Origin of the sequence: Cerasicoccus frondis (assembly GCA_031296915.1) — a bacterium.
Taxonomy (GTDB): domain Bacteria; phylum Verrucomicrobiota; class Verrucomicrobiia; order Opitutales; family Cerasicoccaceae; genus Cerasicoccus; species Cerasicoccus frondis.
Map to the genome: position 1 here is coordinate 23652 of JAVDPC010000013.1, position 18370 is coordinate 42021.

Annotated in this window: 5 protein-coding genes; 4 read left to right on the top strand and 1 reads right to left on the bottom strand. The window is 59.5% G+C overall.

Going from position 1 to position 18370, the window contains the following annotated elements; genetic code table 11:
* Window positions 1–355 precede the first annotated feature (355 nt).
* The 4 genes from RBB63_RS11595 to RBB63_RS11610 all read left to right on the top strand — a co-directional run bounded on the left by RBB63_RS11595 (window position 356) and on the right by RBB63_RS11610 (window position 15314).
* Window positions 356–9913 (top strand): Ig-like domain-containing protein, encoded by a 9558-nt coding sequence (locus tag RBB63_RS11595; protein WP_309384346.1) that lies wholly within the window; start codon window positions 356–358, stop codon window positions 9911–9913.
* A gap of 98 nt (window positions 9914–10011) precedes the next feature.
* Window positions 10012–13650: a malectin domain-containing carbohydrate-binding protein gene (locus RBB63_RS11600; RefSeq protein WP_309384348.1), complete on the top strand. Its 3639-nt coding sequence runs from the start codon at window positions 10012–10014 to the stop codon at window positions 13648–13650.
* Window positions 13651–13799: 149 nt separating this feature from the next.
* Window positions 13800–14954, top strand: a complete 1155-nt coding sequence (locus RBB63_RS11605; protein WP_309384350.1) for a glycoside hydrolase family 172 protein — start codon at window positions 13800–13802, stop codon at window positions 14952–14954.
* A 219-nt stretch (window positions 14955–15173) separates the two neighbouring features.
* On the top strand, window positions 15174–15314 hold the full coding sequence (locus tag RBB63_RS11610; RefSeq protein ID WP_309384352.1) for a hypothetical protein: 141 nt from the start codon (window positions 15174–15176) through the stop codon (window positions 15312–15314).
* 213 nt (window positions 15315–15527) lie between these two features.
* On the opposite strand, the gene RBB63_RS11615 is transcribed toward RBB63_RS11610, so the two are convergent.
* Window positions 15528–18248 carry a hypothetical protein gene (locus tag RBB63_RS11615; RefSeq protein ID WP_309384354.1) on the bottom strand — a complete coding sequence of 907 codons (2721 nt, stop codon included), beginning with the start codon at window positions 18246–18248 and terminating at the stop codon, window positions 15528–15530.
* Window positions 18249–18370: the final 122 nt, after the last annotated feature.

Genomic DNA, 18370 nt, shown 5'->3' on the forward strand with positions numbered 1-18370 from the left:
CATGCGTCATTGAGGCCAATAACCTTATAAATAAAGGGATCTTTCTCTAACTCCCGGCATCAAAATGAAATTAACAACTCACATCCACCACCTTTTTCATGCCAGAGCTAACCAGTTTATCTTGAAAAACTTTAATGTAGAAAGAAAGAAACGAACCGAAAACTACTTGATTCTTCGTACGTGAATGTTATATCTGACATCTAAACACCCCTGACGCATACCCCACTTGCGTTTTCGTTACCCAACGCTGATGCCTCCTCTGACATGAAGCGAGCATCGGTCAACATCTATCCCTATGACTCGACATCTCGCCCCGCGAAGCCTACGGGCTTTGCCGTATCTTGTATGCGCCTCAATGCGCATCCTTTCGAAAGCCTGGGCCAACTCGGCAGCCTGTTTCGTACTGTTGGGCTATGCCCTGCTAAGCTCTCAACTGAACGCCGCCGGTGAAAAAGTTCTCTTTGTCGGCAATAGTTTCACCGCCGGTTCAGGCATCGATAGTGTGGTCCAAGCCGGTGGTATTCCGGGGCTCTTTGAGGACCTCGCCATCGCCGGTGGGCAAGACGCGCCGGAAGTAACCGCCGTCATCTCCGTGGGCAAAGACTTCGGCTATCACTTGGCGGACAGTTCGGGCGCAGTGACTGCGATCAACTCCGACGACTGGGACTACGTTGTCCTCCAAGAGCTGAGCACCGGCCCCACCCATGTCGGCTCCGTGGAAGACTTCGAGACCAACGGCACGGCGCTGAACAACCTCATCAAGACCAACAACGCCAGCACGGAAACGGTCTTCTTCCAGACTTGGGCGCGCGAACGTTCGCACGCGCTTTATAAAGGCGTCAATGCGCAGTTTCCCGGCGGCCCGGCGGAGATGATGGCCGAGCTTCGCGAAAACATTGGCGACCTGGCCGACACCCTTTCCGCTACGGTCGCACCCGTTGGCGATTCCTTTGAAAAAGTCCTCGAATTGCTCCCCTACACCGACCTCTACGCGACCGACGAATACCACGCCAATGCCAACGGCTGCTACCTCGCCGCGTGCGTTTACTACGCGCTGATTTACGATGACGACCCGCGCGGCCTTCCCGCATTGGCAGGCGTGACCGATGGCGAAGCAGCCATTTTTCAGGCCATCGCCTGGTCCGTGGTTAAGGACCTGCCCCTTGAGCTGCCTGCCCATCCACACCCTGCGGCGCAGATGGAAATCTTCAGTAACCTGAAACTGGTCGACGAGATCAACTGCGGCGATCCACAAGACCCGCATGACTTCTTTGAGTATCCGATCGACACGAGCGAGGTCGATGTCGTGCTTAACCGCGACGTCCGCCTGATCCCGAACGATTCCGACCTCCCCAAGTATTTCGCCTACCGTATCGGTGAAGCCCGCGGTCTCGTGGCCGGGCGCGCCTACGTGCTGGAGATTGATTTCCCCGACGACATTGACCGCAGCATGGTCGTGCTCAATCACGGCGGCGAGCTCGTGCGTGGCATCTATACGGGCAAGTCAACGGGCGACGGCGTTACCCAGCTTTACACGCCTAGCTCGCGTGCCGAGTCACTCGAAGTGCCGCACACCGGCGAGTTCCAAACCTACCAAATGCTGTTCCACCTGCACGACCGCTTCCCGGATTTCAAGACGCCGCTCAACCCCGGTGAGTATCCGCGCGACCAACTGCCCGAAGACGGCTTCTGGGTCATCATCGCGCAGTTTGGTAACAGCCGTGATCCGCTTTCCAACGGCGCCGCAGTGTCGTCGATTCGCTTGTATGAAGCGCCGACGTTCAACACCTACGCGCAGGATATCAACTTCCCGCCCACCGAGCTGCCGCGTCGTTATTTGTTCAACCGCGAAGAGATCGGCGACAACGTCGTCCGCAGCACCGACACCGATGAGCGCGGCGTTGCCGACCCGACTGACTGGTTCGAATACAAGGCCATGCGCATGCGCTACTACGGCATGAATGTCTTTGCCAAGGACCTGCTGGAGTTCGGCCGAAATCAGGGCTTCGACACCACCGTCGGCGGCGGCAACGACTGGTATGCCGCGCATGCCTTTCCTGACCGCTGGGCCAACATCCTGTCGATGTTGCAAAACTACGATCTCGATATCCTGCCCTACTATGAATACGCGGGCGGCAACGGCCACACCGGCATTTCCACCAATCCAACCTACCACCCCAAGCCGTTGACCGGCTTTGATTATTACACGCCGACGCAGTGGGTCGAAGACAACTCCGTCGACATTCTGCACCCCGAAGTCCTCGCCGATGTCGAACTACTGCTCGACGCCACCATCGCACCCTACACCGGTAGTAACCGCATTTTGGGTGCCTGGTTCCGCAGCCGTCGCCAAACGCCGATCAGCTTTTCCGACTACGACATGGCGCTGTATTCTACGGAAAATGCCATCAGCCCGGCCATCGCCCGCACAGACATCCAGGAATGGGAAAAGATCGACGGGACCTGGACCATCATCCACGAAGACGAGCCCCTCTACGACGATTACAAGGAGTGGTGGTTCGACAAGCGCGCAGATTTTCTCAACGACATCAGCACCTACCTGCGCAGCGATCTCGGCGTGTCCGACGCCGTGCTACTATATACTAGCGACGCATCGGAGTTCGGTCGCGGCATCCCCACCTACCAGTCTGAAATTGTCACCGACGACGTCGCAACGTGGGAAGCGCTTGCCTCCGTGTCCAACGTGATCGACTACGACTACGCCGTTGCCAACGAGCTTCACGCCGCTGGCCTCGTCGAGCCGCGCGCGCACTTCGGCACGGCGGAGTGGCATCACTCCGACCCGGAAAACGATCCGGCAAACTACACCGCCAATGACTACATTTCCCTGACCTATTCTTACAGTCGTGGCCACATGGCGGAGAACGACGCCGGGCTGGAGCTGTTTCGCACCGGTAACGGCCTCGCCATGGTCCGCCATCACAACCTCAACGAAAAGCTAATGACCGCGCCCGACGAGGAAGAGCTGCTCGGCTACTTCGTTGCCGACATGGAACGCACCGGCCCCTACATCATGATGGCTGAAGCCCTCGCAATGGCGAGCGGCGACCCGCGCTACATCGGCTACCTCACCGCGACCAGTTACACCTCTGGCTCGCCGGGTTATGTGCGCGCGTTCAACCGCGCGTTCCTGGCCTTGCCTGCGCTGCCAAGTGAAGTCGAGACCGGCGCGGCATCCAACAGCAACGTCGTCGTCCGCTCGATCGACACGACGGGCTACGGAACCTATCTGTCGGTCGTTAACACCAGCTTCGACGATGTGACCGCCGTCACCATCGACCTGCCCGCCACGGGCTCAGTGATCGATGCGGCCACTGGTGAATTACTCGTCGCCAATGACAACGAGATCACGCTCGATCTTTACGCCTTCGAGCTGCGCGCGCTTCGCCTGAGCGAGCTGCCTAGCGCAACTAATGATACCGGCGTTACCGTGGATGAATTTGAAACCGTCATCATCGACGTGCTAGCCAACGACACCGACCCCGACGGCGGCCCGGAAGCCTTGAGCATCATCAGCCTCACGCAGCCTACGCATGGCTTCGTTGAAGTAATCAGCGGCGAGATTCATTACACGCCACATGCGGGCTACAGCGGCGCGGACAGCTTCACCTACACGATCAGTGACGGCCAGGGGCAAAGCACCGCAACGGTCAACCTCACGGTGTCCGACACCACTTCCGCCAGCAACTTGGCGTCTGCCGGATTAAGTGGCACGAACCTCGGAACCAGCAGCGGCGCCAGTCGCATCTTTGGCGATGACGACTACTGGGCGCTCAGTGGCGATGGCGTAGGGCTCGGCGGCAGCAGCGATAATGTTCGCTGGGAATACGACACGCAAAGCGGCGACTTCCAGGCCAAGGTGCGCGTGCGCGGATTGCACAGTGACGCCGGCTCGCCCACGGCGGGCATCATGCTGCGCGATGGTTCCTCAGCGGGCGCGCGCATGGTTAGCCTCGGCATTGCCGAAGGTGACGCGGAGCACGAATGGTTCGCGCGCACCTCGGCAAGCAGCGGTGCCAGCACCGACAGCTCAGGCCAGGCATTTGCGTTGCCCGACACTTGGCTGATGATCGAGCGCGATGGCGACGACATCAGCATCGCCGTGTCGAGTGACGACAGCGTTTACAGCAAGGTCGGCGAGTTCACCTTGAGCAGCCTGTCCTCCAGCGTCCGAATTGGCCTCTACGCAACGAGCGGCACGACCCCCGAAGACGGCGTGGCGGTCTTTAGCGATTTCACGATCACCAGCCTCGGCAGCGGCGTTTCGCTCAACCTGCCTCCCGTTGCGGTGAGCGACAGCCCCTCGGTCGATGAAAACCAAAGCACGGACATTAATGTGCTCAGCAACGACAGCGACCCGGACTCCGGCCCGTCTTCGCTCACGTTAAGTTCCGTCACGCAGCCGGCCAATGGCTCGGTGGAAATCATCAGTAATCAGGCGCGCTACACGCCCAATGCGGGCTACTACGGCTCGGACAATTTCAGCTACACCGTGAGCGATGGCGCGGCCGTCGCGGTGGGCTCGGTTAGTGTCACCGTGAACGACACCTCCACCGCGTCGGACCTCACCTCCGCCGGTCTGGCGGGCGGCACACTCGGCGGCAGCAACGGCGGCGCGAGCCGTATTTTGGCCACCAGCGATTGGGAAATCGTTGGCGCTGGCGTCGGCGCGGCGGGAGCCACGGACAGCCTCTATTACGAGAGTGACACCGTCACCGGCGACTTCCAGGCCACGGTCCAACTCAAGGCGCTGACTGGCCCACTGACGGCTAACTCCGTCGCCGGTATCATGCTGCGCGAAGGCCCATTCGCCAACGACCGCATGGCGCTAGTTGGGCTCAATGGCAATGGCAACTTGCTTTACTCTCTCCGGCAAAGTGCGGGCATCTCGGCCGCGGAATACACCACGGATAACGCGGTGACCTTGCCCGACTGCTGGCTGCAAATCGAACGCAAGGGCGACGTGGTGAAGTTTGCCTTCTCGGAAGATGGCGACGACTATTTCGTGCTATCGACGAAGACCATTGTCGGCATGCCGGAAGACATCGAGCTTGGCCTGTTCGTCGCCAGTGGCAGCGACACGCAATCGATCCGCGCCGTGTTCGATGACTATGCCGTCACCGCCCCGTCGCCGTTTCTCGATCTTGATATCGGCTCGGTCGTCATCCCCGGCAATTCGACTTACAACCCGACCGACGGCTCCTTTGTCGTCACGGCGTCGGGTGATAATATCTGGGGCCGCAACGACGGTTTCCACTTCGCCTACACGGAGATAGAAGGCGACGGCGAAGTTATCCTGCGGGTCAATTCGCTCGATTACAATGGCGGCACAGTGCCAAAGCTCGGCATCATGCTACGCGAAACGCTCAATGACGATTCGCCCTTAGCCTACGCCTTTACGTCAAACAATGTCGCGGGCTTCCATCGCCGCAAAGAACAGGCGCAGGAAATGGTTCCTAACCAGGTTTCCAACAGCAGCTACCCGTGCTGGATTCGTCTCCAGCGCAGCGGTAATTCCATCACCATGTCGCGGGCGCCGGATGTTTCAGGGGCACCGGGCACGTGGGTGAACATTCCGTCCAGCGGCGCGGATACCGTCGTCATGCCGTCGCGAGTCTATCTCGGCATCGCCATGTGCGGCATGGACAACGGACGCCTCGCTACGGGCTATGTGGATAATTTCAGCTACACCTTCAGCGACGCCAATCGTGCGCCGGTGGCGGTGACGGATTTCCACCTTGTCGACGAAGGCACGGTGCTCACGGTGGATGTGGTCGCCAACGACTACGACCCCGACACCGGCCCCAGCGCACTCACCTTGATCGACGTGGACAACGCCTCGCATGGCATCGTCTCCGTGGTCAGCGGCGAGGCGCGCTACGAGCCCCTCCCCGGCTTCTACGGCGAGGACTCCTTTACCTACACGGTGTCCGATGGTGAAGACGTCGACACCGGCACCGTTTACGTGACCGTCAACGATACCTCCATCGTGCAGACGCTGCTGGAGCAAGGGCTGACCAAGGAATGGATCGGCCCTGATGCCACCGGCGGCGCGCGCCTGCTCGAAAACTTCGACTGGGAAGTTAACGGCTCGGCCACGGGCATGGGTGGCGTGCTCGACAGCACCTACTTCGAGCGCGGCTGGATCTCCGGCGACTTCCGCGTGGAAGTGCAGATGAAAGACATCAGCGGCAACGGCGTGCAACCCCGCGCGGGCCTCATGGTGCGCGAAGGGGTTTCTCCCTACGGCAAGTTTGCCTACGTCGGCGGCGCCAACAGCGATCACTTTCTCTACGCATCACGCGAAGCAGCAGGCGCCAGTGCTACCATCACCGAAGCGGCAAATACCTTCACCTTCCCGAACGCGTGGCTGGCCATCGAGCGCAGTGGCGACTCGCTGACGCTGGAAGTCTCCACCAACGGCTCCAGCTACACGACGGTCGACACCATCGACGTCACGGACTGGTCGCCCTCGCTAGAGCTGGGTCTGTTCTCCGAGAGTGGCTCGATCGGTGTCTTCACGCGCGCCGTCTTCAAGGACTACACCATCACCCTGCCCGCCTCGCTTAGCGATATCGACATCGACACCACGGGCACACCGGTCGGCTTTGCGGGCTACTCCGATACATCGACTCCGGGACAAGTGACCGTCCATGGTTCCGGCACCAACGTGTGGTATGGCGCCGATGTGTTTCACTACACCTACGCACCGATGTCGGGCGACATCGATTTCAGCGCCCGCATTTCCGGCAACGATCCGGGCTTCAGCATCAAGGCCGGTCTGATGATTCGCGACAGCGTGAGCAACGACGCAAAGAATGTTTTCGCCTTCATCAGCGGCTCGCCGAAAGCCTACATGACGCGGCGCACGACAACGGGTGGCAGCACTGCAAATTCGTCAGCAACGCTTGGCGGTTCGCCCTACTACATTCGCGTCACACGCGACACCTCGACGAGCTCGGACACCTTCCGCACCTACCATTCGACGGATGGCTCGAGTTGGAGCCAAATCGGCAGCGACCTCACCTTCGACATGTCTTCGGAAGTGCTGGTTGGCTTCGCGGTCTGCGCGCAAAATAACAGCATCCTGGCGCATGCAGACTTCACCGACATCAGCGGGCTTAACGTTGGCGGCGGTGGCAGCGGCGGCAACCTCCCCCCCTCCGCGGTAGACGATTTTGTCGTCACCAATGAGTCCACGGCCATTACCATCGATGCCTTGCTCAACGACGACGACCCCGACGGCTCACCCTCGCCGCTCAGCTTGAGCTCCGTGACGAGCCCGACGCCGAATGGCACGGCCAGCATCGTCAGTGGCAAAATTGTTTACACGCCCAACCCCGGCTTCTTCGGCATCGATACGGTGACCTACACCAACACCGATGGCGATACGAGCGACACAGGCATGATTCGTGTGCAGGTTAATGACACTTCGTCAGCGCACGACCTCGTGGCGGCCAACTTCAGCGGCGGCGCGATCGGCAGCAACAGCTCCGGCGGCAGCCGCACCTTGGCCAACGGCGAACTGGAAATCTACGGCAGCGGCGACGGCGTCGGCTCAACGGCGGACTCGCTCTACTATGAGTCACAAGAGGTTTCCGGCGACTTTCACGCCGTCGTAAATCTGCGCGAAATCTACAGCGACGGCAGCGCACTGCTGGCCGGCCTGATGCTCCGCGAGTCCACCACCGCAGGCTCACGCTACGTGATGATCGGCGGCCCCGATCAGTCGGATAATTATGATTACGGTTGGCGAACGACAACCAGCGGCAGCGCGTCTGGCAGCAGTGCGACGGAGACCTACACCGTGCCCAATGCCTGGCTGTCGCTCAAGCGCGTAGGCGATGTCGTAACCCTCTACGCTTCGGATGACGACGAGACGTATGTCGAGATCGATGACGTCACGCTGAGCAGCCTGGCGGCCACGCTTGAGATCGGCCTCTTCGCCACCAGCGACTCCAGCGGCACAACCACCGTGGCGCAGTTTGACGCGTTCCGTGTGAACCAGGTGTTCGACTTCACCGAGACGCAAATCGGCTCCGGCCTGACCGGCTCTTGGACGCCCAACACCTTCCACGGCGAGCACGTGGTCGAGGGCTCCGGCAGCCAGGTTTGGGCTAGCAGTGACCGTTTCCACTTCGTGCATTTGCCGATGACCGGCGATGTGGAAATCACCGCGCGCGTGAGCAACATCTCCGCCCCTTCGTCCACACCGAAGGCCGGCATCATGATCCGCAACGGCACGACGACGAACGACTACCACGCTTTTGCCATGGTCAACGGAACCAAGGTGAACATCTCGCGTCGCGACGGCAGCGGTAGCGCAAACGACTGGGATTACCCGCACGTCACCACGCCTGACAACCCCTATTGGGTGCGGCTATCCCGCGTTGGCGATGTGTTCACCGCCTACCACAGCGCCACAGGAGACGAACACGACTGGGAGCTGATTGATGATCCGCTAACCATCAGCATGAGCACCACAGTGCAAGTCGGACTCGCGGTCTGCGCGCAGGACGCCAGTAACCTTGCCACAGCGACGTTCGACTTCGTGCGCATTGGCGGCGTCAGCAACCGCCCCCCCGTCGCCGTGGATGACAACGACACCATCACCGAAGACGAAACCGCGACCGTCGCCGTATTAAGCAATGATAGCGATCCAGACTCTGGTCCCAGCGGGCTCAGTCTGGTGAGCGTCACCCAGCCGGCAAACGGCTATGCCTACGTGAGTGGCTCGAACGTCATCTACGAACCGGCCGTTGGTTTTTACGGCGTGGACACCTTGACCTACGTGGTGAGCGATGGCGCTTCGACCGCTGTTGGCACGCTCACGATCACCGTGACCGATACCGCCAGCGCGCATAACTTCATGGGCTTTGGCTTGATCCACGACTTCGTTGGACCGTGGGGCTACGGCTCAAGTCGCGTCATGTCCGACGGCGATTGGGAGATCAACGGCGTGGGCACGGTCATGGCTGGCGTTTCCGATTCCGGCTTCATGGAGCAGGTCTTTGTCACGGGGGATTTCCAAATGTGGATGCAGCTCAAGACACTTACTGGCGGCAGCGATGCACGCGGCGGTCTGATGATGCGCGAGGATACGACCAACGGTTCGCGCATGGCCTTCGTCGGTGGTAGCGCCAGCGGCGGCAACTACATCTACGCTTCGCGCACAATCGCCGACAACCCGCTGTCGATCACGACCACCTCAACGAGCTACACCTTCCCGGATGCGTGGGTCCTCGTCGAGCGCGATGGCAATGACATCCTGCTCGCGCAATCAGCCGACGACACCACTTACACGGAGCTGAACACCATCACGTTTAACAGCTTGGCCGACACGCTGATCCTCGGCATATACCTGACCAGTGGCAGCACGGGCGCAGATGCCCGCATGGAAGTGGATGACTTCCAAGTCGTCGCCGATACCGACGTCGTCGTGGCGATCAACTGCGGCGGGCGTGACGGCTTCACCGTTGGCGTCGATGGCACGGTTTACTACGAGGAGGACGCGCCGCAATACTACACCGGCGGCTCGCGTTTCGAGTTCGACGACGATCTGGAAATCACCGCCACCGACGACGATCCGATCTACCGCAGCTTCCGCTTCAATGCGCACAGCTACGCAATCGATCTGCCCAACGACGATTACGAAGTCACGCTCAAGTTCGCGGATAACGCCGCCGCAGGCGCGCGCCAGTTCAACATCGCCATTGAGGGAACCACCGTCGAAAACGACTACGACATCCACGCCACCGCCGGGGGCAAGCACAAGGCCGTCGATGAGACTTACTCCGTCACCGTATCCGACGGCGTGCTCAATATCGACCTCACCAACGGCAGCGTCGATGTCCCGAAGATCAGCGGCATCGTCGTGAAGCTCGCGCCTTAACCATCTCAGTATCCCATCGCTAAGTAGCCGAAGCAGACTTGTCGCATTTTCACGAGGCAAGCGCTGCTTCGGCAATCTTGGCAAACCATCAACAAACTATGTTACCAATACCTCATACCGACTCGACACCCGCACGAAGTGCGCCCAGAAAACAAGCCTGCCGGAAAACGTCGCCTCTGTCATTCCGTGGCAAAGCCGGAGGCGCCCTGTTCATTGCCGGGCTGCTCACCGCCTGGGCCTCCCCCAACACCAATGCCGCCGTCTCGGACTTCATCGATGTCACCTACGATTACAACAGTGACGGCGCCGGCAGCGGCGACTTACCCGCGCGCCTTTATGTGCCGCCCAACGCAGACGCCAATACGCCGATTGTCATTTTTTTCCATGGTTCGGGCGCGCCACAGGGCAACAACAACACCGACCAAGTCAGCAACCCGCAGATCAACAATCTGCTCGCCGCAGCCAAAGACAGCAGCAATCCGTTTTACCTCTTGGCGCCCCAGCTCTATGATGGCGGCAATGCGTGGAACCCAACCGTGATCGACGACACCATGCGCGTCGCCGCGGGCCTCATCCGCGAGTATAACATCAACCCGAACAAGGTTTACATCACCGGTCTCTCGCTCGGTGGCGGAGGCACCTGGACAGCGCTTTGCCGTTACCGCGATCCTATTGCCGCCGCCTTCCCAACGGCATCGACTGAGGGGATCTTCAGCACCGACACCCTCGTCGGCAAGCCGATCTGGGTCTCCCACAGTCGTGCGGATAATCTGGTGACTGCCGCCTATGATCGCCAACACATCAACGACATCCGCGCGGCCGGAGGCCTGAGCGCATGGACTTTTCCGAGCAGTGGGCAGGGCCTGTATTACAACTACGAAAACAATCTCCACTACACGGAGTATGACTCGTCCAATCACGATAGCTGGAGCCCTTTTTACGGGACCACAGCGCTCTACACTTGGCTGACGGCCCAGGCCATCATTCCTGCTGACACCACTCTTCAGGTTGGCGAAACGATCCTCTTCGACTTCGGCAACCAGCGGCTCAGCACCACCAATGTCGAATTCCCCGATAGCCAGGGCCGCATATGGAACGCAACTTATGGCTCTCTGATGCGCACCATCGCCTCCGTGCTGCCCTACCTGATGACCGAGGACGGTCGGCGCACGTCGGTGATCCTCGATCTGGACGAAGCTTTCCACAGCTACGATTCCTACACCGCGACCACGCCCTACGACAACCCGATCGGACGCGATGGCTGGTACACGCGCTATGGCAACGTTGCTGAGCTGCGCTTGCGTGGCCTGCATCCGGGCGCGGACTACGAGCTAAAAATCTACGGCTCCAACGATGCCGACCGCGAGACGCGCTACCAGATCGGAACTGAGTATCACGATCTCGACGTGCAAAACAACGCCAGCCAATACGCGACTTTTAGCTCCGTGTCGGCGGACGGCAACGGCGAGCTTCTGCTCACGATTACCGGCGCCCCCGGCAGCACCGAAGGGCAAATCAACGCCATGGAACTGACGCGCCTGGGCACGGGCGGCGGCAGCGGCGATACGATCAATCCCCTCGTGGAAATTACCTCGCCGAGCACGGGTGCCACGTATTTCACGAACGATGTCAGCATCGACCTGTCGGGCACGGCGTCTGACGCCAGCGGCGTCGCCTCCGTTGCCTGGGGTAATGCGGCCACCAGCGCGAGCGGCGCGGCCAGCGGCGCCACTGCCTGGAGCGTAACCGGCGTTGCCCTCGATCCCGGCGACAACGTCATCACCATCACCGCGACGGACTCCTCCACCAATAGCAACACCGGCGCCGACGTCATTACCGTAACACGCAATGTGGCCCCCGTCGTAAATGTCGGCGCGGACTTCAGCGCCAGCCAATTAACGAACGTCGCCCTCGACGCCACCGTCACCGATGACGACGCGACCACCGTTCTCTGGACGCAGGTCAGCGGCCCGGGTACGGCGACCTTTGCCGACGAGGGCGCCGTCGATACGAGCGCGGACTTCACCGACGCGGGCGCCTACATGCTGCGACTCACCGCCACCGACAGCGGCAGCTTGACGGCGTATGACGAAGTCACCGTAACCGTGTCGGCCAGCAACGGCGGTGGCAGCGGCGCGCTCGTTGCCGCGATCAACTGCGGCGAGTTCACCACGCCCTACACCTCGGCAAGCGAAGGCGCGGAGTTCTCTGTGGATGATTATTACAGCGGTGGCAGCGCGACCGGCATCACCACCCCAATTGCCGATACCGACGACGACACACTCTACCACCGCTACCGCTGGGGCAACCACAGCTACGAAATCCCGGTGAGCACCAGCGGCGATTACAACGTCACGCTCTTCTTCGCGGACAATGGCTCCGTGGGCTCGCGGGTTTTCAACGTGACCCTGGAAGGCACGACAGTGTTGTCCAATTTCGACATCCGCGTCGAGGCCAACGCCAACACCGCGCTGCGCAAAACGTTCGCGGTCAACATCACCGATGGCAACGCATCCATCGCATTCCAAAACGTAACCGGCAATGCGAAGATCAACGCCATCCTGATCACCGAAGCAGGCAACCTCGAAGACTTCGGCCTAACCGGTGCCGCCTTCGGCACGGGTAGCGGCAGCAGTCGCGATCTAAACGGGAACGACTGGGAAATCTATGGCGGCGGCGCCGCACTCAACAGCACCGCCGATGCAGGCTTCTTTGAGTGGACTGACCAGAGCGGCAACTTCGAAGTCGTGGCCCGCATCGACGAGCTAACCGGCGGCGGCAGTGGCAACCTGGCCGGCCTGATGATTCGTGAAGGCAACGCCGCCACGGACCGCATGGCCTTCCTCGGCGCTGGAGCCAGTGGCGCCTTCATTACCGCCGAGCGAACTGTGACCAGCGCCACGGCCAGCACCGCAACCACGGGCAGCTACACCTACCCCGATGCTTGGGTAAAGCTAACCCGCAACGGGGACGACATCGCCATGGCGACATCCACCGACGGCAGCACCTACACCACTGCCGACACCGTCACCCTCAGCGGCCTGGCATCGTCGGTGAAGGTCGGTCTGTTCGTGTCCAACGGCGGCGCGTCAACAGCGGCCCGCAGCGTCATCAGCGAGTTCCTGATCACCATCGAATCGATGATCGACTATGCCAACTCGCTGGACATCGGCGCCTGGGACGTTGCGGGCAGCACCACGTTTGACAGCCTGAATCAAGCCTACGCGATTACCGGCTCCGGCCAGCGACTGTGGTCTTCCAGCGATGGCATTCACTTCGCCTTCACTCAATGGAGCGGCGACTGCACGGTGGATGTCCGCCTCGCTGGCATCAGCAATTGGGAAGTGCAGAACCGAATCGGCATCATGATGCGCCATTCACTGACGGCGACCGACCTGCATGCGTCCGCCGTGAATGCCGGACGCGACTACCAGGTCGCCTTTCTCTGGCGCGACTCCAACGCAGGCACCACGCAGAATACGAATTCACTGGGCACCATCAGCCCGAGCATTCCGCCAGTCTGGCTGCGTCTCGTGCGCATTGGCAACGTGTTCACTGCCCGCTATTCGCTGGACGGTGCCACCTGGACCACCTACGCCAGCCAAACCATCGGCATGACCGGCACGGACTTCTACGTCGGCCTGTTCGTGTGCCGGGGCAAAACCGATGGGCTGACCACCTCCGCAACGTTCGACAATCTCGACATTCGCGCAGCGACATCAGCCGACCTCAACTAGCTTGGTAGTCTACCTTTGCAAAAGCGCCCGCGGCCAGTGCCCGGGCGCTTTTTTAATGCGAGGACGGAAATCACTTGTCCAAGTTAATGTGAACGTTATACCTCGATGCTTCAATCCTCCAACAACGAACCCCCGATCCGTTTAACAAGATGAATTCATTCAATGGCCTCGGCCTTCATTTGGGCAACCTCTCCCTGCTTTCCAAAGCCAAAACGCGCTCGCTATCTCCCGAGAATCCCAATGGCGAAGTCGCCGGTGGTGGCCGCGCCGTGCCCGAGCTCGATGAGCACGGCAAACCCGCCGGGCCCGCTCGCTACCTGGGCAAAGGCTGGAAGGTCCGCCCGTTCATCGAGATCCAACCCGGCGAAACCGCGGAGATCGCCAACATCGAAGGCCCCGGCGCCATTCAGCAAATTTGGATGACCCCGACCGGCGTCAATCGCACCTCGATTATCCGCTTTTACTGGGATGACCAGGAGCAGCCGTCCGTCGAGTGCCCGGTGGGTGATTTCTTTGCCAGCCCCTACACGAGCTTCAACGTTTTCGCGCAAGTTACCTCGCTGCCAGTCTGCGTAAACCCGGGCAATGCGTTCAACTGCTATTGGGAAATGCCATTCCGCAAGCGTTGCCGCATCACGATTGAAAACCGCGACGTCAATACGCCGATCAAGGTCTATTACCAGATCAACTACACCCTGACTGACGTTCCCGAAAACGCCGCGTATTTCCACGCGCAGTTCCGCCGCAGCCGCCCCGTGATGGAGGGCGAAGTTCACACGATCCTCGACAACATCTCCGGCGAGGGCCACTACGTCGGCACCGTGATGGCCTGGCAGGTCAACCACAATGGCTGGTGGGGCGAAGGCGAAATCAAGTTTTACCTCGATGGCGACGCGAAGCCGGAAGTCTCCGACGGCGAAGTCGTGGGCGGCTCCACGGGCTACCCGACCATCTGCGGCACGGGAGCGGAAGACTACTTTTGCGGCTCCTACAACTTTGAGAACAAAGAGACCAAGCAATACCAGGAGTTTACCACGCCCTACGCCGGCATGCCACATGTCGTGCGCCCGGACGGTGTTTACAACGCCAACACCCGCTTCGCGCTCTATCGCTGGCACGTGATGGACCCCATCCGCTTCGAAGAGGACATCAAGGTAACGATTCAATCCCTCGGCTGGACCCGCCGCGGCGACTTCCTGCAGCGCCTCGACGACATTGCCTCGGTCGCATTCTGGTATCAAACCCTCCCGACCCCGGCAACTTTCCCTGAGCTGCCCAAGGGCATCGCAATCGATAACATCTAAGGTGACGCCTTTGAACTGAGGCACAGCAGTCACCAGCTACTTGGTTGACCGCAACGATCCGAATTAGCATTGCTGGCGGGCGCTGCCTTGTCGTCTCCGTTGCAAGGATAACGTGCAGCGGTGACAGAGCACCGCCCTCCAGTGAGCCGCTATAGCGTGACTTAAGGCACGACGCATGCCCGTTGCACCGCCTCGGCAAACAGACCGTAACACACGGGTATGTCGGACGAACACAGCACCGGATGCATCACCAACACACGAGTAGGCTTTGCTCGAAGCGTCGCCGACGCTTCACAGAACAGTCGCCGATACTTCGTTCTACAGTCGCCGACGCTTGGTCGCACGGTCGGCGACGCTTAATGCAGCATTCAGAAGCGTCGACTCAATGCTTGCGGTCCTATTTTTCCGCACAGCGCAACAAACTTCACCTGATGAATAGCCGCTCATTTACTTAAATTCAGGCTATTCAATTCGCACAATGTGGCAAGCCCCTTGTATATTCATTGCCACAAAAAAGGCCTCGCTCTGCAAAGCAAAGCGAGGCCCCTACCCTACAATTATCGATTGAAAAATCTAGCGAACAAGGACCGTTTTCAGCTCGGCCGGGTCCAGATCCACACGGATTGAATTGGTGCCCGAGGCAACGAGGTTACCCGTGACCGCGGCATAAACATCGCCGGACTTTGGCATCTCGATGCGAATGTCCTTCAGCGGCTTCAGGCCGGTGTTAACGATCGCCACATACGTGCCTTGTCCCGGCGTACGAATCGTTCGCACCACGACGCCTTCTTCCTTGGTCGCATTTTCAAAGACCTCGCTGGGCAGCGCCGGCAGGGCCAGATAATTGGCGTTAAAGCGGCGCACATATTCCGGAAATCCGCGGTTAAAGATGTGACCGCTGGTGTAGCCGATATACCACGGATCGCCGTTCGCGACGGCCAGCGCCTCGGGCAGCATTACATACGGGCCAACGCGCTCAAAGTCGGTGACAAAGTAGCCGGTGATGCCCTCCATCGTGTCTTCATTCAGCGGGAAATGGCGCACCATCGCCAGGCCAGCTTTGGTCCGATAGGCCTCCATCGCCTTGGGATCGCTGACGGTGTATTTGCGGTTAAAGGGATAGGCGAGCATAATGCCGTCCGAGTCCTTGTAGTGCTGTGGGTCGGCCTGCGGAATCGCGTGCTGCCACTCCCAAACACTCCACGTCGGCAAAGGCGACGTAATGCCGGTGAGATACATTTGCTTATCCAGCACTTCATCCTCTGAAAGCACGAGCAGGTGGGAATAATCCTCGCGTGACTTTACGATATCTTCCCACTGCGACTTGTTGTCAGTAACGATGGATTTTTTCGCGCCCGGAATGGGCAGCTTGGGCACGGGCTCCTGGTGAACCGGCATAAAGATAACCACCGGGTCGCCATCTTCGCCCACGCCATTTTCCTTCAAATATTCATAAATCGCATTGAGGAAATCTTTGCGCTTGCCGAACCACCACTCGTAGTAGTCTTCGAGCAAGGCTTTATCGGCCTCGACGTCCTCACGCACCATCGGCTTGCGACCGGTCTCTTCCGCGAAGCGAGCCAAGGTGTATTCCGAGAAGCTCATCGGCATCTGAGAAGTGCGGGAGCGAATCCATGCGCCCAGAATCTCGCCCTTGTCCTTGTATTTCAGAATGGTCAGGTCGAGCACGCGCTTGAACTCCGTAAGCGTGTCCGGATCGGTAATGTCCACTTGGTTTTTCTCCGCCCAGCGCACATGCGTGTAATACTCGTCAGTCAGCGGCATGACACGCTTTTCCAGCTTGCCGAGCTGGCCACGCCCCTGGCGACCGGTGCTGCCCGCATACTCATAATACGGCAGCAGACTAAGCCCGTGCTTGGTGGCCTCTTCGACAATTTCGCCCCACACGTTGGGGAACTTGTGGCTGTTATACCAAGACGGATTCTCGACGTCCCAATGCTGCGGGTGGCCGAACTCCAGCAAGTCCTTGGCAAAGGTGTTCATGCCGAGAAACTGCATCAGCCGCATGTGGTAAACATACCAATCGGTCGGGTTGCTGACCATGCGCTCGTTTTCGTTGACCGAGTTAATGACGAGGTCCGCCATTTCTTCACGATAGAATAGATGGCGGTGCGGCAGCCCCTCAGGCAGTGGCAGCTCGGCATTAAATTTTTGCGGCTCCGGGACCTCAAACAAACGGATGCGCGAAACGGCAGCGCCATGCGATAGCGGAGCCTGCTTCTCACCAGCCTGGCCAATGATCACAAAGAAGCCGCCGATGGACGAAAACTTGCGCTCTTCCGGCGTGCGGTTTTGCTTCAATTCGTCGAAGCGGTCGTTTAGCCAAAAGAGCTGCTGGAACGTCATGTATTCCTGTGTCTGCGGAATGTCCAATGACTCAAGATTTGTGTTCGTGTAAGTGAAAATGACGTCGCCGAGTGCTTGGCCGGTTTGGATGCCGCGCGTCATCTCAGCACCTCGATTAGTCACGTAAAACGTGCGCGGCTTGTCGTCCGGGAAATCAACGGTCAGCAGGTATGCTTTGCCGGGCTCGATGTAATGGCCCTCACCCATTCGATAGGCAAAGTATTTGGCGTCCTCGCCTTCATTGGGCAACACCCGCGCCTTCTGGCCCAGAATGTTTTCCACCTTCGAGACACCCTTCGGCATTTCCTTAAAAGTCTCTGGTGCCGTCTCGCCAGTCAGGATTTCATCCACCAACGGCAGCTTGCCAAACAACGTGCCCGACTCGACCAGCGGACGCTGACCGATCTCCTCCTTGGCCTGGGCGACGCGCTGCGCCAGCAGCTCGGCTTGGCGGCGCTCTTCCATTACCTGGGCCGAGCCCTCGGGAGTGTATTCAAAGACCAGCATTTCTCCAAAAGAACCAGCCGGGCTTGGCGCCTTCACCTGCAGGTAGCGCGTCTTAACATCCAGACCGTCATGCACCTTCCAAACCTTCATGCCCACGCCGTCTTCCTGGACGATTTCCTGCCAGTTGCCAGGAGCGCCAGCAGAGACAAACACATCGGCGTGGCCATTCAAATCCCAGAACATGATCTTGCCGAGATGACATTCTTTTCCGAGATCGATAACGAACTCCGATGGGCCTTTCCACATGGTGTTCGCGGAACTCATTAGCGGGTTCTCACCGACCGACTGTTCGTCGAACAAATTCGTAGGCGGGGTCTCGGCCTGAATCATGCCAGGCTCGATTACAACTTGAGCCGCGGGTGGCTCCTTAAGCGAATTTCCCCAGGCAACTGAGGAGGCGGCAATGGCCAATGTAGCCATGCAAAATTGATTAAACCGTTGGGGGAGGTTTTTGGGTAGTATACTCATAAGACAGATCAAAAGTGAACGTTATAGTTTTAAATTGCAACCATTCTATTGAATAATTGAGTAACGAAAAATGA

Coding starts and splice junctions, on each gene's coding strand:
- RBB63_RS11595 (WP_309384346.1), top strand. CDS start 356: ATGCGCATCCTTTCGAAAGCCTGGGCCAACTCGGCAGCCTGTTTCGTA.
- RBB63_RS11600 (WP_309384348.1), top strand. CDS start 10,012: ATGTTACCAATACCTCATACCGACTCGACACCCGCACGAAGTGCGCCC.
- RBB63_RS11605 (WP_309384350.1), top strand. CDS start 13,800: ATGAATTCATTCAATGGCCTCGGCCTTCATTTGGGCAACCTCTCCCTG.
- RBB63_RS11610 (WP_309384352.1), top strand. CDS start 15,174: ATGTCGGACGAACACAGCACCGGATGCATCACCAACACACGAGTAGGC.
- RBB63_RS11615 (WP_309384354.1), bottom strand. CDS start 18,248: ATGGCTACATTGGCCATTGCCGCCTCCTCAGTTGCCTGGGGAAATTCG.